The organism is Actinokineospora sp. NPDC004072 (assembly GCF_053604195.1).
In genome coordinates this window covers 101,139-125,769 of record NZ_JBSGHB010000016.1, presented here as the reverse complement: position 1 = coordinate 125,769, position 24,631 = coordinate 101,139, and the positions used below count along the sequence as shown (strand labels likewise).

At 74.5% G+C, this 24,631-nt stretch carries 15 protein-coding genes; 7 read left to right on the top strand and 8 right to left on the bottom strand.

The window, feature by feature from the left end:
• Positions 1-479 precede the first annotated feature (479 nt).
• From ACWEPX_RS24160 to ACWEPX_RS24150, 3 genes are read left to right on the top strand one after another with little or no spacing between them, the layout of a single operon-like run.
• The gene (locus ACWEPX_RS24160) at positions 480-926 is read left to right on the top strand and encodes a low molecular weight protein-tyrosine-phosphatase (protein WP_451899502.1); all 447 of its coding nucleotides are present in this window, start codon (positions 480-482) and stop codon (positions 924-926) included.
• Positions 923-1,756: a fructosamine kinase family protein gene (locus ACWEPX_RS24155; protein WP_451899501.1), complete on the top strand. Its 834-nt coding sequence runs from the start codon at positions 923-925 to the stop codon at positions 1,754-1,756. The genes ACWEPX_RS24160 and ACWEPX_RS24155 overlap by 4 nt, the downstream gene beginning before the upstream one ends.
• 20 nt (positions 1,757-1,776) lie before the next feature.
• Complete coding sequence (locus ACWEPX_RS24150; protein WP_451899500.1) at positions 1,777-2,574, top strand: SURF1 family cytochrome oxidase biogenesis protein; 798 nt, start codon at positions 1,777-1,779, stop codon at positions 2,572-2,574.
• On the opposite strand, the gene ACWEPX_RS24145 is transcribed toward ACWEPX_RS24150, so the two are convergent.
• Positions 2,552-3,484: a cobalamin biosynthesis protein gene (locus ACWEPX_RS24145; protein ID WP_451899499.1), complete on the bottom strand. Its 933-nt coding sequence runs from the start codon at positions 3,482-3,484 to the stop codon at positions 2,552-2,554. The genes ACWEPX_RS24150 and ACWEPX_RS24145 overlap by 23 nt on opposite strands.
• 100 nt (positions 3,485-3,584) lie before the next feature.
• On the opposite strand from ACWEPX_RS24145, the gene ACWEPX_RS24140 reads away from it, so the two are divergent.
• The 4 genes from ACWEPX_RS24140 to ACWEPX_RS24125 are packed head-to-tail and all read left to right on the top strand — an operon-like array spanning position 3,585 to position 11,995.
• Complete coding sequence (locus ACWEPX_RS24140) at positions 3,585-5,123, top strand: DUF2397 domain-containing protein (RefSeq protein ID WP_451899498.1); 1,539 nt, start codon at positions 3,585-3,587, stop codon at positions 5,121-5,123.
• Entirely contained in the window at positions 5,123-6,400 is a 1,278-nt protein-coding gene (locus ACWEPX_RS24135; protein WP_451899497.1) for a TIGR02678 family protein, read from the top strand. Before ACWEPX_RS24140 ends, ACWEPX_RS24135 begins: the two co-directional genes overlap by 1 nt.
• Positions 6,397-10,467, top strand: coding sequence for a TIGR02680 family protein (locus ACWEPX_RS24130; RefSeq protein ID WP_451899496.1), 4,071 nt, complete (start codon positions 6,397-6,399; stop codon positions 10,465-10,467). The genes ACWEPX_RS24135 and ACWEPX_RS24130 overlap by 4 nt, the downstream gene beginning before the upstream one ends.
• Positions 10,457-11,995, top strand: coding sequence for a DUF2399 domain-containing protein (locus tag ACWEPX_RS24125; protein WP_451899495.1), 1,539 nt, complete (start codon positions 10,457-10,459; stop codon positions 11,993-11,995). Before ACWEPX_RS24130 ends, ACWEPX_RS24125 begins: the two co-directional genes overlap by 11 nt.
• Before the next feature lie 537 nt (positions 11,996-12,532).
• On the opposite strand, the gene ACWEPX_RS24120 is transcribed toward ACWEPX_RS24125, so the two are convergent.
• The 7 genes from ACWEPX_RS24120 to ACWEPX_RS24090 form a co-directional block, all read right to left on the bottom strand.
• Positions 12,533-13,672 (bottom strand): phosphotransferase family protein, encoded by a 1,140-nt coding sequence (locus tag ACWEPX_RS24120; RefSeq protein ID WP_451899494.1) that lies wholly within the window; start codon positions 13,670-13,672, stop codon positions 12,533-12,535.
• 174 nt (positions 13,673-13,846) lie between these two features.
• Positions 13,847-17,200, bottom strand: a complete 3,354-nt coding sequence (locus ACWEPX_RS24115) for a fibronectin type III domain-containing protein (RefSeq protein WP_451899493.1) — start codon at positions 17,198-17,200, stop codon at positions 13,847-13,849.
• A gap of 318 nt (positions 17,201-17,518) precedes the next feature.
• A complete protein-coding gene (nudC, locus tag ACWEPX_RS24110) occupies positions 17,519-18,667 on the bottom strand; it encodes an NAD(+) diphosphatase (RefSeq protein WP_451899492.1) in 1,149 nt (382 codons plus the stop codon).
• 23 nt (positions 18,668-18,690) lie between these two features.
• Positions 18,691-20,043, bottom strand: coding sequence for a M16 family metallopeptidase (locus ACWEPX_RS24105; RefSeq protein ID WP_451899491.1), 1,353 nt, complete (start codon positions 20,041-20,043; stop codon positions 18,691-18,693).
• 33 nt (positions 20,044-20,076) lie between these two features.
• Positions 20,077-21,357, bottom strand: coding sequence for a M16 family metallopeptidase (locus tag ACWEPX_RS24100; RefSeq protein ID WP_451899490.1), 1,281 nt, complete (start codon positions 21,355-21,357; stop codon positions 20,077-20,079).
• A gap of 100 nt (positions 21,358-21,457) precedes the next feature.
• Complete coding sequence (locus ACWEPX_RS24095) at positions 21,458-22,849, bottom strand: LPXTG cell wall anchor domain-containing protein (RefSeq protein ID WP_451899489.1); 1,392 nt, start codon at positions 22,847-22,849, stop codon at positions 21,458-21,460.
• A gap of 86 nt (positions 22,850-22,935) precedes the next feature.
• Positions 22,936-24,630, bottom strand: coding sequence for a DUF2207 family protein (locus ACWEPX_RS24090; RefSeq protein ID WP_451899488.1), 1,695 nt, complete (start codon positions 24,628-24,630; stop codon positions 22,936-22,938).
• Position 24,631: the final 1 nt, after the last annotated feature.

The following is a 24,631-nucleotide window of genomic DNA, read 5'->3' as shown; positions in this document are numbered from 1 at the left end:
CGGCCGCAGCGGGCAGTACCGGCATGGCCACGGCAGACGGCTGCGACGAGCAGCGGCAGGCGCGACCGGTCGTCTTGGGCACGGCCACGGCAGGCGGCGCGACGAGCAGCAGCGGCAGGCGTGGCCAGCCGTCGCGGGCACGAGCGCGGCCAGCGGGCGCGGCGCGGCCAGCGGGCGCGGCGCGGTCAACGGGCGCGGCGCGGTCAACGGGCGCGGCGGTCAGCCCTCGTTGCCGCGGAGATGGCCAACCGTCGCGGGCGCCGACGCGCCGGGCTGCGGCCAACGCAAACGTCCGGTTTCCGCGGGCAGCGCGTGCCAGTAGCGGCAGGCGGCCAACGACCGCAGGCAGCGGCGGGTGCCTGCACCTGCGGGCGGCTGTGGTGACCGATCGAGCTGTGCGGTGACGGTTCTCGGGTTGTGCGTCGGTGTGCGGGTGACCTGCTGGGCTCGTGGGGCCGGGGACCGGCCAGACTCGGGGTATGCATGTCTGCTTTGTCTGCACCGGGAACATCTGTCGGTCGCCGATGGCGGCGTTGGTGTTCGGGGAGCATCTGCGGCGGGCCGGGCTGGATCATGTGCGGGTGACCAGTGCGGGGACCGGGGGATGGCACGTGGGGGACGCTGCTGATCCGCGGACGCAGCGGGTGCTTGCGGAGCGGGGGTATCCGACCGCGCACGTCGCCGCGCAGCTCGATGACGATCACCTCGGGGCGGATCTGCTGGTCGCGCTTGATCAGGGGCATGCGCGGGTGTTGCGGCGGCGGGTCGGGACGGAGCGGGTGCGGTTGTTGCGGGAGTTCGATCCGGCGGCCGACGGGCTGGACGTGCCCGACCCCTACTACGGCGGGACCGAGGGGTTCCACGAGGTGCTGGCGATGGTGGAGGCGGCCTGCCCCGGCCTGCTCGACTGGGTCCGGCAGCGGTGACGCCCGCCGAGGCCGTCGCCGAGCTGCTGCAGACGCCGGTCGCCGAGGTCGTGGCGATCGGGGCCGACGTCTTCGAGGTCGATCTCGCCGACGGCGACCTGGTGGTGGCCAAGCGGCACCGGCGGGCCGGGCAGGCGGCGGCCGAGGTCGGCGGGCTGGGGTGGCTGGCCGAGGCGGCGGCCCCGGTGCCCGGGGTGCGGGCGGCCGACGAGACCTGGGTGGTGATGGACCAGATCGAGCCCGGGGCGCCGTCGGCGCGGGCCGCTGCCGGGCTGGGGCGGGCCATCGCCGGGCTGCACGCGGCGGGCGCGGCGGCGTTCGGGGTCGGGCCGGTGGTCGACGGGTGGATCGGTCAGGCGCCGATGCGCAACGTGCCGGGGCAGGACTGGCCGGGGTGGTATGCCGAGCACCGGCTGCTCCCCTACCTGCGGGCCGCGGTCGACGCCGGGGTGCTGCCCGACCCGGCGCCGGTCGAGGCGGTGCGCGAGCGGATCGGCGAGCTGGCCGGTCCGCCGGAGGCGCCTGCCCGGCTGCACGGCGACCTCTGGGGCGGCAACGTGCTGTGGGCCGCCGACGGGCGGGCCTGGCTGATCGACCCGGCCGCGCACGGCGGGCACCGGGAGACCGACCTGGCGATGCTGGCGCTGTTCGGTTGCCCACACCTGGAGACCGTCATCGCCGCCTACGAGGAGGTCTCCCCGCTCGCGCCGGGGTGGCGGGCCCGGGTTCCGCTGCACCAGTTGTTCCCGCTCCTGGTGCACACCGTGCTCTTCGGCGCGGGCTACGCGCGGCAGACGGTTAGCGCGGCCCGGGCGGCGCTGGCCGGGTGAGCCTGGCCTACCGTGGTGGTGTGCGGTTGCGGTTGCTGCTGCAGCCAGGATGGCTGCTGAGCGCGCTCGTGGTGATCACCTTCGCCACGGCGTGCTTCACCCTGCTCGCGCCGTGGCAGTTCCAGCGGCACGCCGAGCGGCAGGAGACCAACGCGGCGCTGCAGGCGTCCTTCGAGGCCGCCCCGGTGCCGCTGGCGGAAGCCGTCGCCGCCGACGCCGAGCCGACCAGGACCACCGAGTGGCGGCTGGTCACGGCGGTCGGCGAGTTCCTCCCCGACGACGAGGCGGTCGCGCGGCTGCGGTCGGTGCAGGGCGAGGCGGCGTTCGAGGTGCTGACGCCGTTCCGGCTGCGCGACGGGTCCACGATCCTCGTCGACCGCGGGTTCGTCCGCCCCGGCGAGGGCGTCAGCGTGCCGGAGTTCGCCCCGCCGCCCACCGGCCAGGTGGAGATCACCGGGCGGCTGCGGATCGGCGAGCGCGACCCGCAGCACCGGCCGCCGTTCACCGAGGCCGGGCGCAGGCACGTGTACGCGATCGACCCGCAGGTCGTGCTGCCGGGCAGCCGCCCGGGGTACGTGCGGCTGGAGGCGGGGTCGCCGGGGGTGCTCGGACCGCTGCCGCTGCCCCAGCTGGAGGCCGGGCCGTCGTTCTCCTACGCGCTGCAGTGGATCGCCTTCGGCGCGATGACGCTGATCGGGCTGGTCTACTTCACCTGGCGGGAGATCCGGCCGGGCGGGGCGCTGGACAAGCCGCGGCGCAAGTCCGTCGCGGAGATCCTGGCCGAGGACGAGGACGCTACCGCCGCAGCAGCCCGATAACCGCCGCGACGCCCGCGGCGAGCCAGCCCACCACCCGCGACAGCTCCACCGCCCTGGTCACGTGCCCGGCGTCGGGCATCCGGCCGTCGCCGAGCACCGGGCGGTCCTCCACGCCGTGCGGATATACAGTGCGGCCGCCGAGCCGGACCTCCAGCGCGCCCGCGAAGGCCGCCTCGACCCGCCCGGCGTTCGGGCTCGGGTGGGCGGCGGCGTCGCGCTGCCAGGCCACCCACGCGCTGCGCCGGTTGCCGCCGACGACCGGCGCGCCCGCCACCGTCAGCCCGGCGGCGACCCGCGCGGGCACGTAGTTGGCGGCGTCGTCCAGCCGCGCCGACGCCCAGCCGAAGCGGCGGTAGCGCGGCGAGCGGTGGCCGACCATCGCGTCCATCGTGTTGATCGCGCGGTAGCCCAGCAGCCCGGGGACGCCCGCGATGGCGCCCCACAGCAGCGGCGCGACGACCGCGTCGGAGGTGTTCTCGGCGACCGACTCGACCGCGGCCCTGGCCATCGCCGGGCCGTCGAGCCGCTTCGGGTCGCGCCCGCACAGGGCGGGGATGCGGTCGCGGGCGCGCTCCAGCTCGCCCGCGTCGAGGTGGCGGCCGATCACCGTGCCCTCGGCGGCCAGCGAGCGCCCGCCGAGCACGACCCAGGTCGCCACCGCGGTCGACAGCATCCGCAGCACCGGCCGCCCGCGGCCCGCCCGCTCGACGACGACGCCGAGGCCGATCACCGCGCCCGCGAGCCCGGCGGTGTAGACGACGCCAGCGGCGCGGTGGTCGCGGTGCACGGCCTTCTCGACAAGTCCGGCGACCTTGCCGAACGCGGCGACCGGGTGGCCCCGGCGCGGGTCGCCGAGCGCGGCGTCGGCGGCGGCCCCGAGCAGCAGTCCGATCGCACGCGGTGCGGGCACCGTTCCTCCCTGACCGTGGTTCCCCCTGGAGAGGGAACCGTATCGCGGGGGCGCGGGCAGGCTGCGCGGGTGTCGGGCGGTCGGACTATCGTCGTCGGGCGTGGAGCCACAGCAGGAGACCGACCCCGAACGCAGGCTCCAGCTCTACGCCTACTTGCAGCCACGCGAGCACCACCGCACGTATCTGGCGATCATGCGGCTGTTCACCTCGACCCTGCTGGCCGACCTGTCGGCGGGCGAGGTGTCCGCGGCGCTGGCCGCCGCCGAGCGCGAGGGGCGCATCGACATCGGCGAGTCGCACATCGATGTGGTGATCCCGCGGCTGCGCCAGCTCGTCGAGTGGGGCAACCTCGTGCTCGGCAGGCGGGAGACGATCGCGTCGAGCATCGCCGAGTTCCAGCAGGGCAGCATGCGCTACCAGGTCGGCAAGCTGGCCGTGCGCGTGCAGCGCGACGTCGACGCGCTGCTGCGGGTGCCCGAGGGCGCGCGCGAGGTGTCGCGGGAGCTGCTGCCCGCGATCGAGCGCGGCCTCGCCGAGCTGGCCCCCGCGCTGGCGCTGGCCAGCGCCCGCGCCCAGGACGACCCGCGCTCGCTGCCCGCCCGCCGGGCCCGCGAGCAGCTCGCCGAGCGGGTGACGACGCTGTTCCTGCAGCACGCGGAACTCGCCGCGACCGTGCGCGACTTCTACGCCTACCTGGGCCAGATCCTCACCCGCAACCACCTCGCCCCCGACGAGATCTCCGGGTTCCGCAACCTGCTGGTCGAGTACATCCAGGTCGTGGTCGAGGACGTGCTGCGCCACACCCCGGCCATCGCGGGGGCGCTGGCCGCGCTGGCCCCCGCCCGCGGCGAGCTGCTGCGCCTGCTGAGCCCGGACGAGCCGCTGAGCCCGACCGTGGAGCGCACCCGCGGCCGCACCGAGGCCGACTGGCAGGAGCTGGCCGACTGGTTCGCCGACCGCCCCGGCCACCCCAGCCAGGTCACCGCGCTGCGCGAGGCGACGACCCGCGCGATCGGCGCGCTGCTGGCCACGGTCCGCCGCGCCACCACCGGCGGCGGGCTGCTGCCCAGCCGCCGCGGCGAGCTGATCCGGCTCGCGGGCTGGTTCGACGCCGCCGACGCCGACACCGCCCACGACCTCTACGCCGCCGCGTTCGGCCTCTACTCCGCGCGCAACCTGCTGCCCGCCCCGGAGCACGACGCCGACGACGAGCACACCCCGTGGTCGGACGGTCCCGCGGTCGAGGTGTCGGTGAGCGTGCGCGGGCGCGGCGACCGCGGGGCGCGCGGGCGCCCGTCGCGGATCATGGACGACCCGATCACCGAGCAGAGCCTGCTCGCCCAGGCCCGCGCCGCCGACGAGCTGCGCGAGTCGGCCTCGGCCGAGCTGGCCGCCGCGGCGCGCGACATCGAGGCCGCGGTGCTGTCCAAGCAGGCGCTGACCGCGCTGTGCGAGCTGCTGACGCTGGCGATGGCGCAGCGGGAGAGCGCCGAGGACGCGGGCGAGGCCACCGACCAGGTGCGCGGCCTGACCCTGCGGCTGACCCCGGCCCCCGGCCGGGTCACCCGCATCCGCAGCCAGGGCGGCGCGCTGACCCTGCGCGACACCGCGCTGGCGATCAGCCGGGCGGGGGCGTGATGCGCACCCGGGTCCCCGATCCCCTCGGCGAGCTGTCCGACATCGACGCGGCCAACGTCGCCCGCTGCGCGCGCGTGCTGCTGCGCCACCCGCTGCTGCGGCCGGGCGGCCCGGACGGCGACCTCCTACCGCTGGTGTACCGCTACCGCGTGCCGTTGCAGGAGATGTTCGCCGCGCTGCTGGGCTACCGCCTGGTCGTGCAGCGCCGGTTCGCCCGGCTGCACAAGCCGGGCCCGGGCGCGGGCGCGCACCGCGGCGAGCCGGGGATGACCCCGCGCGCCTACGCCTACCTGTGCCTGGTGATGGCGGCGCTGACCGGCGTCGGCAGGCAGGTGCTGCTGTCGCGGCTGGTCGCCGACGTGCGGGCGGCCGGGAGCGAGGCGGGCCTGGTGGTGGCCGACGACCTCGCCGACCGGCGGGCGCTGACCGCGGCCCTGCGGCACCTGATCGCGCTGGGCGTGATCACCGAGACCGACGGCACCGTCGCGGGCGCGGAAGCCCTGATCACCATCGACACCGACCTGCTCGGCCAGCTGCTGGCCGCGCGGCCCGCCGAGGCCGGGTCCGGCGCCGAGCTGATCGCCGCCGCGGCGGCCGCGGCGACCCCCGACCACGCGGTGCGCCGCAGGCTGGTCGAGTTCCCGGTCACCCTGCACAGCGACCTGCCCGCCGAGCACCGCGACTGGCTGCTGCGCGGGCAGCGGCGCGAGTCGGTGCTGCTGGAGCGCTGCTTCGGCCTGGTCACCGAGATCCGCGCCGAGGGCGTGGCGGTCACCGACCCCGAGGAGTACCTCACCGACGTGGTCTTCCCCGGCACGGGCACGGTGGCGCGGATCGCGCTGCTGGCCCTGCCGGAGCTGCTGGACGGGCAGCGGCGGCCGGACGGGCGGGTGCCGGTGACCCGCACCCAGCTGCGCGTGGTCTGCGACCGGCTGGTCGACGACTTCCCGTCGGCCTGGTCGCGGCAGGCGACCGAGGACATGGCCGCGCTGGTCACCGACGTCGCCGACCTGCTGGTCCGGCTCGGGCTGGCCCAGCCCGACGGCGACGGCTGGCTGCTCAGCCCGGCCGCGCACCGCTGGCTGCCCCGCCCGGACGACACCCCGGGCCGGGTGGTCGAGCAGGCCGCGGCCGCGCCGGAGCCGGGCTGGTCCCTGTTCGACACCCCTGCGTTCGACACCCCTGCCTCCGGCACCACTTCGTTCGACAACACTGCGTCCGAGAACACTGCGTCCGACAGCACTGCGTCAGACACCGATGAGGAAGGAGCACCGTGACCGACTTCGGCCGGTGGCGGCTGCACCGGGGCGGGATCGTCAACATCTGGCAGTACCGGGAGCAGACGTTCGACTTCTCCGGCGGGCGGGCGGTGTTCCAGGGCACCAACGGCTCGGGCAAGTCCCGCACGCTGGAGCTGCTGCTGCCGCTGTGCCTGGACGGCGACCTGCGCTACCTCGGGTCCAAGGGCGCGGGCACGGTGTCGATCCGCCGCCTCATGCTCGACGACTACGACGGCGGCCCCAACCGCATCGGCTACGCCTGGATCGAGCTGCGGCGCGAGTCCGGCTCCGGCGAGCAGTTCCTGACCTGCGGCATCGGCGTCAAGGCGTCGGCGACCTCCCAGGCGATCAGCGACTCGTGGCGCTTCGTCACCCCGTCGCGGGTGGGCACGCACTTCCAGCTCGTCTCCGCCGACCGGGTCCCGCTGGGGCCCGCGGCGCTGCGCGACGTGCTGGGCGCCGACCGGATGTACGACGAGGCCGGGTTCCGGGCGCGGGTGGCCGAGGAGGTCTACGGCGTCCCCGCCGCCCGCTACGGCGACCTGCTGCACCTGCAGCGCACGCTGCGCAACCCCGACATCGGGCTGAAGGTGCAGGACGGGCAGCTGGAGCAGATCTTGTCCGACGCGCTGCCGCCGCTGGAGGCGGGCGTGGTCGAGCAGCTGGCCACCTCGTTCGAGGACCTGGAGTCGATCCGGGAGAACATCAGCAGGCTGAGCACCGCGGACTCGGCCATGAGCGCGTTCCTTACCGGCTACTCCGGCTACGCGCTCAACGCCCTGCACGCCGCCGGTGAGCGCGCGAACGCCGCCCGCCGGGCCTTGGACAACGCGCACGCCGAGATCGACAAGCTGGCCGCGCGGGCCGCCCAGGACGAGGGCAGGCACGCCGAGGCCGAGGAGCGGGTGCGGGTCCTCGAGGAGCGCGAGGCCGAGCTGGAGTCGGCCATCGATACCTTGCAGTCGCTGCCCGCCTACCAAGGGCTGCGGGACCTGCGCGACCGGGAGAAGCTGGTCGAGCGCACCCGCGAGGCGGCGGGCAGCGCGCTGGACAACGCCGCCGTGCGCCGCAACCACACCGACCGCGCGGTGGAGACGGTGCTGACCGTGCTGCGCAGGCTCGGCGACGACCTGGCCGACGCCTCCGCCCTCGCCGAGACCACCTCGGCCGGTCTGGCGGCGGCCGGGCTGGACCCGCGGCTGTGCCCGGCGGTGCCCGCGGCGCCGGACATGGCCACCACGACGGTGGTCGACCGGGTGCGGGCCAAGCCCGACCCGGAGGCCGAGCCGCTGGAGGTGCAGCGCAGGCAGCCGCCCGCGGTCGCCCCCGACGCGCTGACCTCGGCGTTGGCCGCGGCCGCCGCCCAGGCCGACGAGGTCGGCGGGGTGGTCGCGCAGCGGGCGGCGCTGGCGATGACGCTGCACGAGCGCGCCGTGATGCTCGACCGCGACCGGCTCGCCCTGGACGCCGGTCGGGCCGCGGCGCGCGACGCCCAGATCGAGGCCACCGAGTCCGCCGGGCGGCGCAACGAGGCCCGGCAGCGGTTCGGGGTGGCCGCCGAGGTGTGGTGCGAGCAGGTGCTCGCCTGGACGAAGGCGGGCCCCTTCGCCGACGAGCACGCCCCGCGCCCGCCGCTGCCGCCCACCCCCGACGACGTGCTCGCCGACCCCGACGTGGCCCGCACGGCCCGCGACGCGATGCGCCAGTGGGCGGCCCCGCACCTGGCCGGGCTGCGGCAGCGCGCCGTCGCCGCGCGCCAGGAGGTCGACGGGCTCGCGGCCGCGATCGCCGCAGCCGAGGCCCGCACGATCGAGCTGCGCCGGGGCGTCGACCCGGTGCCGCCGGGCATCGAGCACGACCCGTCGACCGGCGCGCCGTTCTACCGGCTGGTCGACTTCACCGCCGGCCTGGACGAGGAGGAGCGGGCCGGGCTGGAGGCCGCCCTGCAGGCCAGCGGGCTGCTCACGGCGTGGGTCACCGCCGACGGGACGGCCAGGAGCATGGCGGGGATCGTCGCCGCGCCGGGGCGCCCCGCCGTCGAGCCGCTGGCCGCGGCGCTGGCCCCCGCGGTCGAGCCGGACTCGCCGGTGTCGGCGCAGACGGTCGCGGCGCTGCTGATGTCGGTGTCCTACGGGGGCGACCACGAGGGCCTGACGGTGTGGCCGGACGGGACGTGGCGCGCAGGCGTGCTGCACGGCACGTCGGCCAAGCCGGACGCCGAGTACGTCGGCGCTGGCGCGCGGGCCGCCGCCCGGGAGCGGGCGGGCACCGAGCTGGCCGATGAGCTGCGGCGGCTGCGCGCCGAGCTGGCCGGGGCCGAGGCCGAGCTGCGGGCGCGCACCGACGCCGTGGCCGTCTGGGACGCCCACCTCGACGCCTTCCCCGACGACCGGGAGCTGATCGCGGCCCGGGTCAGCGCGGACGAGACGCACCGGCAGGCCGCCGAGGCCGCCGCCCGCGCCGAGCAGCGCCGCGCCGACCACACCGCCGCCGACGGGCGGATCAAGGCGGCCGAGGCCGAGCTGGCCAGGGACGCGGGCGCGGCCGGGCTGGCGACCGACACCGAAGCCCTGCGCGCCGCCCACCGCTCCGCTGCCGGCCTGCGCGACCTCGCCGCCTCGCTGCGCGACGCGCTGGGCCGCCGCTGCACCGCGACCGTCCGCGACCTCGCCGACGCGCTGCACGACTACCACGCGGCCGTCGCCGACCGGGAGGCCGCCGAGGCGGTGGCCGAGGAGCAGTGCGTGGAGTTCCACCGGGAGGCCACCGCGCTCGCCGAGCTGACCTCGGCCGTCGGCGGCGAGGCCGAGCGGGTGCAGGGGCAGCTCGCGGCGCTGGACCAGGAGCGCAGGGCCGTCCGCGACGAGCTGCCGGCGGCGCGGCGGGCGGCGACGGAGGTGTCCAACCAGGTCGTCAAGACGCAGACGCTGCTGGAGACGCGCACCGCCGAGATCGAGGGCAAGGCCGCGGGGGCGCGGGCGGCGGCCAAGGCGTTCGGCGAGGCGCTGGACGCGCCCGGGGTGTGGGCGGCGGCGGTCGACGCCGAGCGCCCGGCCTCCGACGCCGACGCCTTCGCGCTGCTGGCGGAGGCGGTGGCGGCCAACAAGCGGCTGCCCGGCGAGGACACCGTCCTGACGAAGCTGCAGACCTTGCAGGCGGCACTGGCGGGCACGCACAACGTCGCGCCGGAGCGGCATGCGGGCATCCTGACGGTCGTCGTCTCCGCCGAGGACGGCCCCGCGCCGGTGGCGGTGGCCGCGCGCCGGGTCGCGGCGAACCTGGCCGAGCGGCGGGACTTCCTCACCGAGCGCTACCAGGGGATCTTCGCGCTACACCTGGTGCGCGAGCTGGCCGAGCGGCTGGCGGCGCAGATCGCGGTGGCCGAGGACCTGACCCGGCGGATGAACGAAGTGCTGGAGACCGCGCGGTCCAGCCAGGGCGTGCACGTGCGGCTGGAGTGGCAGCCCGCGCCGTGGCTGGACGAGTCCACTCTGGAGGGCCTGCGGCTGCTGCGCACACCGTTCGCGCAGCGCACCCCGGAGCAGGACGAGCGGCTGCAGCAGGTGTTCACCGAGCGCATCGAGGCTGAGCGGGACTCGGCGTCGGGCGGGTTCGGGGAGATCCTGGCGCGGGCGCTGGACTACCGGTCCTGGTATGCGTTCACCGTGCGCGTGCGCGACACCGGGCCGGACGGCAAGCCGCGGTCGCGCAGGCTGCGGCAGCTCTCCTCGGGCGAGACGCGGCTGATCTCGTACGTGACGCTGTTCGCCGCGGCGGCGGCGTTCTACGGGGCGATCAGCGCGGGCTCGGCGATGTCGCCGCTGCGGATCGTGCTGCTGGACGAGGCCTTCGAGCGCCTGGACGACCCGACGATCGCCCGGATGCTGGGGCTGCTGGTCGACCTGGACATGGACTGGGTGATCACGTGGCCGAGCGGGTGGGGGGTGTCCGACCGGATCCCGCGCATGCACATCTACGACGTGCTGCGCCCCAAGTCCGGCCACGGCGTCGCCTGCACGCACACGACCTGGGACGGCGCGACATTGGACCGCGATGACCCCTGATCCGCGTCGGCCCGAGTACGAGGTGCTGTGGCGGCAGGCCAGGAAGGCGGTCCAGCGCGGGCAGGTGAAGCTGGGCTACAAACCATCCACAGGCCCGGCCGCGGCCGCCGTCTCGGCGCTGCTGGGGCGTACAGTCGAACTCGGGGTCGGCTCCACCATCCGCGTCGCGGATCTCGACGAGCGCGTCCGCGCAGTCTTCCACTGTGGACTGGCGGACGTGCTGGCCGCCGTGCACGGCGAACCGGCGCGCTTCCAGCCGGACCAGGCGTCGGTGGACGCCGCGCGCCGGGAGTGGACGGACTCGCTGCTGCGGTCCGCCCTGGCCGCCGCCGGCTTGGACGACGCACCGTGGGCCTCGGCGTGGATCGACCAGGTCCGCCGCTACGCCAAGATCGCCCCCGAACGCCTCGCGGTCCCCGCGAACCAGGCCGCCACCATCCTCAGCCACCTCAACCTCACCCCATCCCGCCCCACCCGCTGGCACTCCCGCGTCGCCCTGGCCCGCGCCGCGGGCGACGAGCACGCCTTGGACCCCGGCCGCAAGACCGCCGCCCTGGTCCTGCGCGCCGCCGCCCTCGCCCACGGCCTCCCCCTCCCCCGAACCCGCCAGGAGGAAACCCACCTCTGGGAACGCTGCGGCCTCACCGACGCCTTGGCCCACCCAGTCCTGGTCCACAACTTCCCCGGCACCCCCTACCCCGTCCACCTCCCCCTACGAGCCCTCCCCGAAGCCACCCCAGCACGACCCCTTGATCCAGCCGAGCCGGCGGCTACTTCGCCGGGTGGGCTGTCGACGGATGGGACGGCGGCGGGCGGCTCGCCGACGGATCGGTCGACGATGGCCGGCTCGACGGCGGGTGGATCGGCGCCTGGATCGACGGCTAGTGGGATGTCGGCGGATGGGTCGTCGGTGAGCGGGTCGGCGGCAGGTGGGCCGACGTTGGCTGGGTCGCCGGCGGATGGATTGTCGGGGGGCGAGTTGTCGCCGGGTGGGTCGACGGCTAGTGGGATGTCGGCGGGTGGGGTTCCGGTGGGCGGGTCGGCGACGGCGTGGTCCGCAGGTGGGGGGTTGGTTGGTGCGGGGGTGCTTGGGGTGGTGGGGATGCCTCGGGGGACGGTGTGGGTGTGTATGCGGGCTCGGGTGGTCGAGGCTGGGGTGGATGTTGGGGTGGGGGTGCCGATGGTGTGCTTGGGTGGACGGTTGAGTCCGGCTGCTCGGGTGTTGTTGGGGCGGTTGGTGGACAGCGGGTGCCGGGTGATGGCGCATGGGGACTTCGACGCTGCCGGGTTGGTGGTGATGCGGGAGGTCGTCGCGCTCGGTGGGGTGCCGTGGCGGATGGGGGCGGAGGATTACCGGGAGGCGTTGGAGTTCGCGCGGGAGCGGGACATCGACCTGCCTGCGTTGGACGGGGAGCCGGGGGCGGCGCCGTGGGATGCGGGGCTGGAGGCGGCGATGCGGGCTGGGTGGGCGGTGCCGGAGGAGGTTGTCACCGAGCTGTTGGTGGAGGACCTGCTAGCCCAGAGCTGAGTAGGACAGGGTGCCCGCCTGCGCATGCTGAAGGGAAGGCCGCCACACCCTGCAGTTGGTGGACCAGCTAGCCCGGAGCTGAGCAGAACAGGGCGCCAAGCTGGGCATACTGAAGGGAAGCCTTGGCACCCAGGCGGGTGCTGGCCGGGGCGAAGTCGGGCGCCGCGGTTGGGCGGGGTGGGGCCGGGCGTCGCGGTTGGGCGGGGCGAGGTCGAGCGCGACGGTTGGACGGAGTGGGGCCGGGCAACGCGGTTGGGCGGGGCGAGGTCGGGCGCGACGGTCGGGCGCGACGCTTTGGGCGGGGCGAAGTCGGGCGCGACGCTTGGGCGGGGTGGGGTTGGGCGCGGCGCTTGGGCGGGGTGGGGTTGGGCGGGGCGGTTGGGCGGGCGTGGGGGTGGCGGGGTGTCCGGACCGGCTTGCCAAGGTGGGGTGGGGCTTGTGGCGCGGGGTGATTCGTGGGTTTCTGGCCGTCGGGGGTGGGGTTCTCGGTGGGGTCCGGGTGCAGGGTTTGAGTACGGGGGCTGGGTGCCCAGCGGTTTATGGGGGTGGGGGGAGGTTTGGCTGGTCTGAGCTGAGCCAGGTGAGCAGGGCGTCTGCTTGGGCGCGTTGGAAGGGGCGGAGGGTGGGGAGGCCGGGTGGGGGTGGGGTGCGGGCGGCGTCGGTGAAGAAGCCTGCTAGGGCGGCGAGGGTGGCTACCAGGTCGAGTCGGGGGGTGTTGTGGGTGTGGGCGCGGGCGGTGAGCAGGGCGCTGGTGTTGTGGGTGTGGACGCGGGTGGTTGGCAGGGCGCTGGTGTTGTGGGTGTGGGCGCGGGTGGTTGGCAGGGCGCTGGTGTTGTGGGTGTGGGCGCGGGTGGTTGGCAGAGCGCTGGTGTTGTGGGGGTGGGAACGGCTGGTTAGCGCGGTGCTGGTGTTGTGGGGGTGGGTGCGGGTGGTTAGGACGGTGTTGGTGTGGGGGTTGTGGAGGCAGACGTTGACCAGCAGGAAGGTGCTGTCCAACCAGGACGGGCCGCGGCAGGCCCAGGGCCAGTCGACGAGGGTGGTGTGGTTGCCGATGAGGATGTTGTCGGCGCGGAGGTCGAGGTGGCACAGGGTGTCGCCGGTGAGGGTGGACAGGCTGTGGTCTGTTAGGGCGCGGAGGGTGTCTAGGTGGCGGGCTGCCCACGGGTGCAGGTCGGGGGGTGGGGTGTCGGCGATGCGGTGCCAGCCTGCGAAGTCGACCGCTAGGCGCTCGGCGGCGGTGGGCAGGTCGGGGACCGGTGACGGGGTTGCCTTGGCGGCGAAGTCGTCCAGGGTTGCGAGGACCGCGTTCAGCTCGTCGGGGCGCCACGGGGTGGTTGGGTGTTTGCCCTCGATGTCCTCGAACACCAGGGCCACCCAGTCGCCGTCGTCGTGGTGGCCGAGGAGGGTGGGTACGGGGGCCCACGCGGGCATCGCGGCGGTGATGCGGGCTTCTCGGCGGTGCAGGCGCGGGCTGTGCTCGTTGAGCGCCGTGCCGACCGCCTTGACGAAGGCGCGCCCGCCGCTCGCGGTGCGCACCCGGTCGGCGGTTCCCGGGGAGAAACCGCCGGGCTGCGACACGGCCTCGACGATGGTGTCGCCCAGGATCGCCTCGACGGCGGCCTGGACGTGTGCTGGGAGGTTCGCCCAGCCGATCCGCACTCCCGATGCCTCCGCCATGCGGCGATGGTGGCATCGCGGGGTGCTCTGAGCATCCGGATATACCGGGGAATGGGTGCCGACCCGCTTTCAGCTTACGGAGTTGGCGACGGGTGCGGGGTGGGTGCGAGATGGGCTGTGGATAAGTGTGGCCCCGCCGCTGGGAAGCGGCGGGGCCACGGGGTTGGGAAGAGATCAGCGGATGGGGCGCGGGGTCAGGGCGACCTCGATGGTGTTGCCCGGACCGGCGGTCAGCGCGCTGATCAGGCTGTTCAACACGCCGCAGCCCTGCAGGGCCGGGAGGGTGTAGGTGCCGGTCAGGGTGCCGCCGGACAGCGGGTCGAAGTTGGGCTTCGACTGCAGCGGGATGGTGGCCGGGCTCTTCGTCTGGCAGCTCGGGCTCGTGCTGATCGGGAAGCCGACCACGGCGACGCGCGGCATCTTCACGATCACCTTCGACGTCGACTTGAGCACCCCGCCCGCCAGCGAGCCGGTGGTGCGGCCCGCCTGCGCGAACTCGATCTTCGCCGAGACCGGGATGAAGCCGAAGATGCGGAAGTTGCCGCTCGTCGGGTTCAGGCCCAGGTCGGCCTCGAACGCGCCCGTGGCCAGGTCCAGCTCGGCGTCGATGCCGCCCGCGAGAGCGACCGTGCCGTTGGCGGCCTTGATCTTCGTCTTGCCGGTCAGGTCGTAGCCGTACTCGATGATGGTCGAGTCGCGCGGGGCGGTGCGGGCGGTGACGGGCGCCGACTTCGGCGAGACGTTGCCCGCGGCGTCCTTGGCCACGACGGTGAAGGTGTACTCGGTGTCGGGGGTCAGGTTGGCCACCGTCGCCGAGGTGCCGGTCACCGACGCCACCACGGTCGTCCCGTTGAGCACGTCGTAGCCGGTCACGCGGACGTTGTCCTGCGCGGCGTCCCAGGCCAGCGTGATGCTGGTCTGCGAGGCGCCCGTCGACCGCGGGTTGCCCGGGGCGGTCGGCGCCTGGGTGTCCGGGGCGGGAGCGGTGCGCGCGGTCAGCGGGGCGCTCGCGGCGGAGGTGTTGCCCGCGGCGTCGCGCGCCACGACCGTGAACGTGTAGGCGGTGTCAGCGGTGAGGCCCTCGACCAGCTTCGACGTGCCCGTCACCGTGCCCAGCGACGTGCTTCCCCGGAACACCTCGTACTCGGTGACGCCCACGTTGTCCCGCGCGGCGTCCCAGGCCAGCGCGATGCTGGTCGGGGTGGTCGCGGTCGCGCGCAGGTTGGCGGGCGAGTCCGGGGCCTGGGTGTCGGGCGCGGGCCGGGTGCGGGTGTCGACCTGGTTGCTGGGCGCGGAGGTGTTGCCCGCGGCGTCCTTCGCCACAACGGTGAAGGAGTACGCGGTGTCCGGCCGCAGACCGTCCACAGTGGCCGTCGTCCCGGTGGTGGTCTTGACGACCGAGCCGCCGGAGAGCACGTCGTAGCCGGTGACGCCGACGTTGTCGCTCGACTCGCCCCAGCTCAGCGTGACGCTGGACTGCGTGGTCTCGGTGGCGGTCAGGCCGGTCGGCGGGGTCGGGCCCTCGGTGTCGGGGGCCTGCTCGGTCCGCGCGGTCAGCGGACCGGCCGCCGCGGAGGTGTTGCCCGCGGCATCCCGGGCCACCACGGTGAACGAGTACTCGGTGTCGGCGGACAACTCGGTGATCGTGGTCGACGTGCCCGCGACCTCGACCGACTCCGAGCCGTAGGCCACCACGTAGCCGGTGACGCCGACGTTGTCCGAGGAGGCGTCCCACGCCAGGCCGATGCTGTTCTGCGAGGCGCCGGTCGTGCGCAGGTTGCCCGGCGTCGTCGGGGCTTCGGTGTCCGGCGCGGCCAGCGTGCGGACGGTGACGCCCGGGCTCGGCGCGGAGGTGTTGCCCGCGGCGTCCTTCGCCACGACGGTGAAGGTGTACTCGGTGTTGGCGGTCAGCCCCTCGACGGTGGCCGACGCGCCGGTGGCGGTGGCGACGACGGTGTCCCCGGAGAGCACCTCGTAGCCGGTGACGCCCACGTTGTCGCTGGAGGCGGCCCAGGTCAGCGCGACGCTGGTCTGGGTGATCGCGCCCGCGACCGGGGTGCCCGGGACGGTCGGATCCTGGGTGTCCGGGGCGGCCTGGGTGCGGGCGGTGACCGGCGCGGAGGCGGCGGAGGTGTTGCCCGCGGCGTCCTTGGCCACCACGGTGAAGGTGTACTCGGTGTCCGGCTCCAGCCCGTCGACCACCGCCTCGGTGCCGGTCGCGCTCTTGACGACCGCGCCGCCGGAGAGGATGTCGTAGCCGGTGACGCCGACGTTGTCGGTCGCCGCGCCCCACGACAGCGCGATGCTGCTCTGGGTGGTCGCGCCCGCGGTCGGGGCGCCCGGGGCGGACGGGGCCTCGGTGTCGGCGGCCGCGGTCACGGTGAAGGTGTGCAGGACGGTGGTCTGGCCGGTGGCGGGGGTGCAGTCGGCGGTGAAGGTGCCCAGGCCGGTCTCGGTGCCGTCGGCGCGGCGCGGGGTCATGGTCAGCACCAGGTCGTGCACGGACAGGGTGGCGGTGCCGGGCTCGTCGAAGCGCAGCGCGGGAGCCGTGCCCGCGGCGTCGACCACCAGGTCGTTGCCCACCGGCGGGATGGCCTGCTTCGGCACGGTCGTCGCCACGGCCACGGCCAGGTGGCCCTGCGGCGACTTCACCAGCGAGGTCGCCACGGCCTTGCCCTCCACCGTCTCGGCCCCGACCAGGCGCAGGCCCTGGGTGGCGGTCGCGCCTGCGTTGGAGATCGCGCTGATGTTGATGGCCGGGGTGAACTGGCCCGCGGCGATCTCGGTGGGCAGGTCCGCGTCGATGTCGACGGTGACGGTCTGGTTGCCGATCAGCGGGAACGGGCAGGTGTAGGTCTGGCGCAGCGGCGGGGTGTTGCCGACGCCCAGCGGCTCCTCCGGGGTCACGGCCGCGCCGGTCACCTGGTAGGTGTGCAGGGTGGTGTCCTGGCCGCTCGCCGGGGTGCAGTCGGCGGTGAAGGTGCCCAGGTCGGTCGGCGTGCCGTCGGCGCGCAGCGGGGTCATCTCCAGCACGAGGTCGGTGACCTCCAGGGAGGCGGTGCCCGGCTGGTCGAAGCGCAGGCCGGGGGCGCTGCCGCTGGCGTTGAGGATGAGGTCGTTGCCCACGGCGGGGATGGGCTGGTTGGGCACCTGGGTGGTGACCTGGACGGTCTGGTCGCCCTGGCCGCCGGGGCCCTTGACGGTGGAGGTCGCCCGCGCGACGCCCTGGATGGTCTCCGCGCCGACCAGGCGCAGGCCCTGGGTGGCGGTGGCGCCCGCGTTGGAGACGGCCGTGATCTCCAGCGCCGGGGTGAACGCCCCGGCTGCGGTGGTGTCGGGCTGCTCGGTGCGGATGTCGATGGTGACGGTCTGGTCGCCGATCAGCGGCAGGGGGCAGGAGTAGCTCTGGGTCAGCTCGCCCTGGGCGGCCGAGCTCATGCCCTGGCCGATCACGAGACCGGCGACCACCAGCACGGCGGTCCCCGCGGCGGTGAACGCCAGTCTCCGGGTATGTCTGTTGAGTCTCACGGTCATCCTCCCTGACGCCGAGCACGCGCCAGAAATAGGTCGGGGCGAAATAACGTGTTACGGGCACGCTACGGATCGCCAAATTAGCTACCGAGGAGTCAACGGCACAAGACCTCGGAATGCAGGGCGCAGAACGGTCAGCGTAATTGTCATTTCCAGCCAATTCCGGACGGCCGTCATTGCGCAGGTGAGACACCGTATGAGCTGGTCAGAGCAGCATGGACGGCTCAACCGCCAGAATAGGCCGGACGGCGCAGTTGCGCATTAGTCCGAGCATGGAGGATTAGCAGCAGGTGAGCAAGAAAGCGGAGAAGATTGTCACCGGGTGCGCAGATCGTTCTCGGCTTGGGCCCAGCCCGCGAGCATCTGCCCGGCAATGGAGGTCGCCCCCGGCAGCCGCAGCCCGGGGAGCTCCCCGCCCGCGGCGATGGCGGCGCGCACCCGCTCCCGGGGCGCCCAGAGCGCGTCCTCGATCTCCCCGTCGGCCGGGCGCAGCGGGGCGGCCCGGTCGGCCTGGGCGGCGAAGGCGATCATGACCGAGCGGGGGAAGGGCCACGGCTGGCTGCCCAGGTAGCGGATGCCGTGTACGGCGACCCCCACCTCCTCGGCGATCTCCCGCTCGACGCACGCCTCCAGCGACTCCCCCGCCTCCACGAACCCGGCCAGCACCGAGTACCGCTCCGGCGGCCAGACCGGCTGGCGGGCCAGCAGCACGTGCTCGCCGTTGACGCCCTCGCCGTCGTGGACGAGGCAGATGACGGCGGGATCGGTGCGGGGGTACTCCTCGCGGCCGCAGCCGGTGCAGACCGTCGCCCAGCCCGCGGCGATGCGCTCGACCGGGGCGCCGCAGCGGGCGCAGAAGCGGGCGCGGGCGTGCCAGCCCTGCAGGGCGACGGCGGAGGTGAACAGGCCAGCGGCGGTGTCGTCGAGGAGGCCGCCGATGGCGCGGAGGTCGTGCCACTCCTCGCCGGAGGTGGAGCGGGCCCCGGACCACATGCCCCAGGAGTTGGGCGGGGGCACGGCGTCGGCGGTCATGTCCTCGTCGGCGGGCACGGCCCAGTAGCCGACGCCGTCGACGGTGCCGAGGAGGACGGCGTCCTCGGGCCGCTCGGCCTGGATGTCCGCGGCGGGCCGCAGCGCGAGTGCCACATCGCCGCGCTTGGCCGCGCCGACCCGTCCACCCGCGACGGAGGGCTGGGACTGCCCCAACGACAGGGCGGCGGTGGCGTGCGCCGTCCCGCCCGGTGCGCCCGCCTGCTCGGCGGCAGGCGCACCGGCGGGGCCGGTCGCATGCTCGGGGGTCGGGGGACGCTGGATCGGCGTCCGGCCCTTGGGGTCGACGAGGAGGACTTGTCCGGTGGCCCAGAGGTTGTCCAACTCCGTCGGGGACTTGCGGGTGGTTTCGTCCCGGGTGTGGGCCGAGCGGGAGAGAGCGGGTGTTTCGGCCAGGCCGAAGGGGCGAACCACCGACGCGAGGTCCTTTCTCGTTGTCAGGCTTGGGTTACCTCGCCCAGCAGTTCCAGGTCCGGGAAGGTGGCGGGGTCGGCGACGATGACGCCGGTGAAGCGCGACGGGTCGAAGTAGCGCGCCGCCTCGGCTAGCTGGTCCCGGGTGACGGCCTTGATCCGCTCGGGGTGCTGGAGCAGCCAGTCCAGGCCGAGGCCGAGGGGGGCCAGGCCGGAGAGCTGGGAGGCCAGGCCCGCCTGGGAGGCCGTGGAGGTCAGCAGCAGGCCGATGGCGTACTGGCGGACCGTCTCCAGTTCGGACTCCGTGGGCGGGAACTCCACCAGGCGCGCCAGTTCGTGGCGGATCTCCTTGAGCGCGCCCGCCGTGACGCCGCTGGCGGTGTCGGTCTCGACCAGGAGGGTGGCGCCGCTGGGGGTGAACTCCGAATAGGACCGGGCGTGGTAGGTGTAGCCCTTGTCCTCGCGGATGTTCTCCACCAGGCGGGAGGAGAAGAAGCCGCCGAAGGCCAGGTTCGCCAGCTGCAGGGCCGCGTAGCCGGGGTCGGTGCGCGGGATCGACTGGGCCGACAGGCGCAGCTGGGACTGCACGGCGCCCGGGCGGGCGACCAGCTTCAGCGGGCCGGGGACCAGCTCGGGCAGCGGGGGCAGCACGGTGGCGGCCCGGTCGGCCGACCAGCCGGACAGCGCGGCGTCCACCCGGGACACCACGTCGTCGGGGTCGAGGGCGCCGACCACGACCAGGACCGAGCCGCGGGGCACGACCTGCTCGGCGTGCAGCGCGCGGACCTGGGCCGGGTCCACCCCGGCCACGTCGTCGGCCTCGGGCATCTCCCGGGTGAACGGGTGGTCGCCGTAGCGGTGCTTCTGCAGCGCCCTGCGCGCGATGACGCTGGGCTGCGAGCCCGCGACGGTGATCCGCTCGACCAGCCTGCCGCGCTCGCCCGCCACCTCGTCGTCGGCGTAGACCGCGCCGGTGAGGAGGTCGGCGAGGACGTCGAGGAGGGTGTCGAAGCCGTCGGCGAGGGCGTTGGCGGTGACCGAGAGCAGCTCCGGGTCCACCGACGCCGACATCTCGCCGCCGACCAGGGCCAGCTCGGTGTCCACGGCCACCCGGTCGCGCCGGGCGGTGCCGGTGGGCAGGGCCGCGGCCAGCACCTCGGCGCGGGCGGCGTGCAGCGGGTCGGTCCCGGCGAACGGCACGCGCAGCCGGACCTCGACCATCGGGACGGTCGGGTGGTGCACGGCGATCACCCGCAGGCCGCTGGCCAGCACCGCGTCGACGGCCGCGGGCGGCGTCGGCGGGCGCTGCTCGCCCAGCGGCGGCAGCGGGCGGGGGCCGAGCTCGGTGCGCCCGATCTCCTCGGCGGTACGGGTCACTGGGCTCCTCCTGCACACGTGCGAATGGTCATCTCAGGCTCCCGCAGGGGACACGGTCAGCACCGCGCGCGAGTCCGGGCGCAGCGACTTGGCGGCCGCGGACACCGCGTCGGCGCTGACGGCGGCGATCCGCTCGGGCAGCCTGTCGATCAGGGTGGGGTCGCCGAACATCAGCTCGAAGGCGCCGAGGGCCAGCGTGCGGCTGACGATGCGGTCGTGCTCCTTGTGCAGGCTCGCCTGCCAGCGCGCGGTCACCTTGGCCAGCTCGCCCGGCTCCGGCGGGGCGCCTGCCAGCCGGTCCAGCTCCTCGTCGACGGCGCCGAGCACGCGGTCGACGTGCACCTCAGGCGAGTGGATGGCGGTGATGGTGAACGTGTCGGGGTCGCGGGCCTCGAACGGGCCGAACAGCCCGCAGCCCGCGTTGACGTCGGTGACCAGCCGCTCGCCGTAGACCAGCCGCTGCTGCAGCCGGGAGCCGTCGCCGTCGGTCAGCACGCCCGCGAGCACCAGGTGGGCCAGGTAGCCGTCGAGGTCGGACAGCGGGTCGGGCACCCGGTAGCCGATGGCGACCGCGGGCAGCGGGGCCAGCGGGTCGGGGTGGTCGGCGCGCAGCTCGCCTGCGGGCGGCGGCTCGGCGAACGACGGGCGCGGCGGCCGCGGCCGGGCGGGCACGTCGCCGAAGTGCTTCTCCACCAGGGTCTTGGCCTGGTCGACGGTGAAGTCGCCCGCGACGGTCAGCACCGCGTTGGCCGGGGCGTAGTAGGTGTCGAAGAAGGACGCGCAGTCGGCGACGGTGGCGTCCTCCAGGTCCTCGAACCCGCCGTAGCCGTTGTGGGCGTTGGGGAAGGTCTGGAACAGCACCGGCGGCAGCAGGATCCACGGGAACCCGCCGTAGGGCCGGTTGAGCACGTTGAGCCGGATCTCCTCCTTGACCACATCGATCTGGTTGCGGAGGTTCTCCTCGGTGAGCTTCGGGGCGCGCATCCGGTCGGCCTCCAGGAACAGCGCGCGTTCCAGGGCGGCCGAGGGCAGCACCTCGAAGTAGTCGGTGTAGTCCGGGTGGGTCGACCCGTTGAAGGTGCCGCCCGAGGACTGCACGTGCCGGAAGTGCGCCAGCTTCTCCAGGCTCTCGCTGCCCTGGAACATCAGGTGCTCGAAGAGGTGGGCGAACCCGGTCCGCCCCTCCGGCTCGGAGCGGAAGCCCACGTCGTAGTGCACGCTCACCCCGACCACCGGCGCGGTCGGGTCCGGCGCGAGGACCACCCGCAGGCCGTTGGCGAGGGTGTACCGGTGCAGCTTCTCGGAAACGGTCACGGTTGCGAGCCTACGGGAGCGGCGGGAGTCTGCGGCACAGCGACTTCGCCGCCTGGGGACAACTCCGGGGACGCCCAGGTCGGGGCGTCCCCGGAGGGTCTTAGGCGCGCTTGCGGCGGGCGAGCAGCACCAGCCCGCCGCCGAGGCCGAGCGCGGCCAGGCCGAGCAGGACCATGCCGGTCACGGCCGCGCCGGTGTTCGGCAGGTCGTCCACCGGGTCGGGGCGGCCCTGCGGCGGCGGGGCGGTCGTCGTGCTCGGCGGCGTCGAGGTGCCGGTGGTGGGCGGGGCCGTCGTGGTGGTGGGCTGGCCCGCCACGCAGTCGACGGTGAAGTCCTCGCGCACCTGCTTGTCCGGTCCGGTCAGGGTGGCGGTGTAGGTGCCGTCCTCGATGCCCTCGTGCCGGATCCAGTCGTAGAAGCCGTCGCGGTCGGGGGCGACCACGGCGTCGAACTCCGGCCTGCCCGCGACCTTGAAGACGCGCCGCTCGTCGGAGGGGAAGAACCGGACGGTGACGATCGAGCCCTCGTCGACGCAGCGCACGGCGATCTGCAGGCCGTCGTCGTCCGGGACGACGTCGGCGCAGTGGTCGACCAGCACGTGCGCGGGGGTCTCGGTGCCGTCGGAGCCGATCACGGTCATGGGGTAGACGCCGCCGTCGAACGGCCCGACGTCCAGGGTCTCCTGCCACCCGCCGGTCACGCGGACCGACTTGGTGACGTCGCCGACGGTGACGGTGTACTCGGCGTCGTGGCGGTTGGGGTTGCCCACCGTCACGCTCACGATCGCGGGTGCGGTCAGGTCGGGCTTGTCATCGCACCGCGCGGTGGCGACCACGGTCGGCTGGTCCTTGGGCGCGCACTTGACGGTGAATTCCTTGCTGATCGGCTCCATGCCGTCGGCGCTGAGCACTGCGGTGTAGAGGCCGTCGTCGTAGAGGTTCTCCGAGATGCGCAGGAACATCCCCGGGAAGAGGTCGGGGATCCGGTACTCCTGGAACTCCTCGACGATCTCCAGGGTGTAGGCGCGGCGCTCCCCGGTGCTCGGGTTGGTCACCACGAACGTGGCGATGCCCCAGCCGCCCCGGCACGCGACCTCGACGGACAGCTGCGGCGCGGTCGGCCCGGTCTGCGCGCACGCGACGACCTTGACCGGCACCCCGTCGGACGCCTCGTGGTGCCCCTTCACCGACACGACGTACTCCCCGATCGGGACGTCGGCGAACACCGTCTCGTAGACGTAGTTGTCCTCGTTGAAGGTGGTCTCCTGCGGCTCGCGGTCGAGACCCGACAGGGTGACCAGGTACGGCCCGAGGTCGTCCAGGATGACCGACACGTCCGCGACCCCGTCGACCGCGCACTCGGCGACCGCGCGCACGATCGTGGTGGGGGGCGGGGTCGTGTCCTCCTGAGCTGCGGCGACGGGCGCTGCGGCGGCGGCCAGGGTGAGGCCTGCCGTCGCGGCGAGGACCGCTCTGGTCACGGTGGTGCGCAACGAGCCCTCCCTGATCGGGTGACGCAAATCCCGCGCACGGTACCCCGATCAGTGATAACGACTCGACACTCACCCGGATGAACCAGTCACCGCCTGCCGAACACCGCATCCAGCTCGGCCACCAGCGCCGGGAACCGCGCGGCGAAGCGCCGCGGGTCGAACCGGGGCTCCTGGGTGGCGTACCAGTACAGGCCCGCGGCCATGGTCTGGGTGTTGCGCTCCAGCCACTGCCCGGTCTCGTCCAGCGCGACGGCGTAGGGCAGCGACCTGGAGAAGACCATCTCGCGGTCTGCGGGCGGGACCTGGTCGGGACGGGCCGCGCGCAGGTAGCCGTGCAGGCCGCGGATCTGCTGGAGCAGCAGCCCACCGCGCTTGGTCCGGGCGGGCAGCAGCCGCGCGCCCAGCACCAGGCCGATGCCGCCGATCACCACGGCGACGCCCAGCAGCGCGGGCCCGCCGCTCAGCGCGAGGGCGGTGGTCAGCGCCGCGCCCACCGCCGCGACGGCGACCCCGGTGATCCCGACCTTGCCGAGGCCGCCGGGCTTGTGGGACAGCCAGTTTCGGGAGACCGCGTCGGCGTAGACGGCCGACTGCGCCTCGGCCAGCCGCGGCGGGGCCGAGCGCAGGGCGGAGACCGTCACCGCGTCCGTGCCCTCGGGCAGCAGCGCGGTGTAGACGGCGCGTTCGTAGGCGGTCAGGGCGTCGTCGGGGGCGTTGCGGCGCACGATCTGCCAGTCCGGCCCGGCTTCGGTGATCCACAGGTAGTTGCGCACCGCGAGGTCGACCACGGTGGCCGTCAGGTCCCGGGGGTCGACGCGCTCGTCGACGACCGTCCCCGCCTGGCCGGGCAGGATGCCGTCCGGGGAGGCGAACGCGACCCGCTCGCCCTGGCTGACCAGCACGTCGACCGGCGCGCCCTCGGCGGCCAGCGCCCTGGTGTCGCGCCCGCGCGCGGTCAGCACCACGGCGAACCCGCCGATCAGCAGGAGCAGGACGAGGCCGAGGCCGCCGCCGCTGAGCGGGGTCAGCGCGAACGGGCCGGTCCCCGCCCCGCCGCTGGTGAACTGGGCGGTCGCCGGGACCAGCCCGGCGTCGAGGCTGGCGGTGACGTCGACCCGGGCGCCCGCGTCGAGATCGGCGTGGACCACCCGCAGGATGCCCGCCGCGTCGGTCACCGCGGAGTCGCAGCGGTCCTCGGTGGTGGGCGCGCCCGCGAGGCAGACGAAGTCGTAGCCGGGTTTGGGCGAGAGCAGCGAGGCGCGCAGGAACACCAGCTTGGTGTCCCAGCCGCTGGCGACCTGCCAGCGGAACTGGAGCCGGTCGCCGAGGTCGGCGACGGCGCCGCCGAGCTTGTAGGTGACCGTGGACGCGCCTTCGCCGAGCTTGATCACCAGCTGCTCGCCTGCGACCTCGGCCGTGCCGTTGCCCTCGACCTTCGGTTCGGTGACGGTGAATAAGCGGTCGCCGACGCGCAGCGGCGCGGTGCGGGTCATGGTGCTCTTGGCCTGGACGATGACCTGCTCGACCACGCTGACGCTGCCGTCGCGCTCCAGCTTCAGCTGGACGGTGACGCTGCGCGGCAGCACGACCGGCACGCCCGGCGGGCGGGTGGGGCGCACCTCGCCGGTGGGCGGCTGCGGCTTGAGGTCCGGCGGACCCGTCGGCTCGACCGGGGTCGGCAGCGGGAAGTCGAAGGTCGGCGCGTCCGGCGGCGGCGAGAACGTCGGCTGGCCCGCGAGCGCGGCGACGAGCCCGGCGGCGATCCCCCATTTGGTCAACACG

What these genes read in the sequence shown, in the direction of transcription:
- ACWEPX_RS24160 (WP_451899502.1), top strand. Translation starts at nt 480, where the DNA reads ATGCATGTCTGCTTTGTCTGCACCGGGAACATCTGTCGGTCGCCGATG.
- ACWEPX_RS24135 (WP_451899497.1), top strand. Translation starts at nt 5,123, where the DNA reads ATGCGCACCCGGGTCCCCGATCCCCTCGGCGAGCTGTCCGACATCGAC.
- ACWEPX_RS24125 (WP_451899495.1), top strand. Translation starts at nt 10,457, where the DNA reads ATGACCCCTGATCCGCGTCGGCCCGAGTACGAGGTGCTGTGGCGGCAG.
- ACWEPX_RS24120 (WP_451899494.1), bottom strand. Translation starts at nt 13,672, where the DNA reads ATGGCGGAGGCATCGGGAGTGCGGATCGGCTGGGCGAACCTCCCAGCA.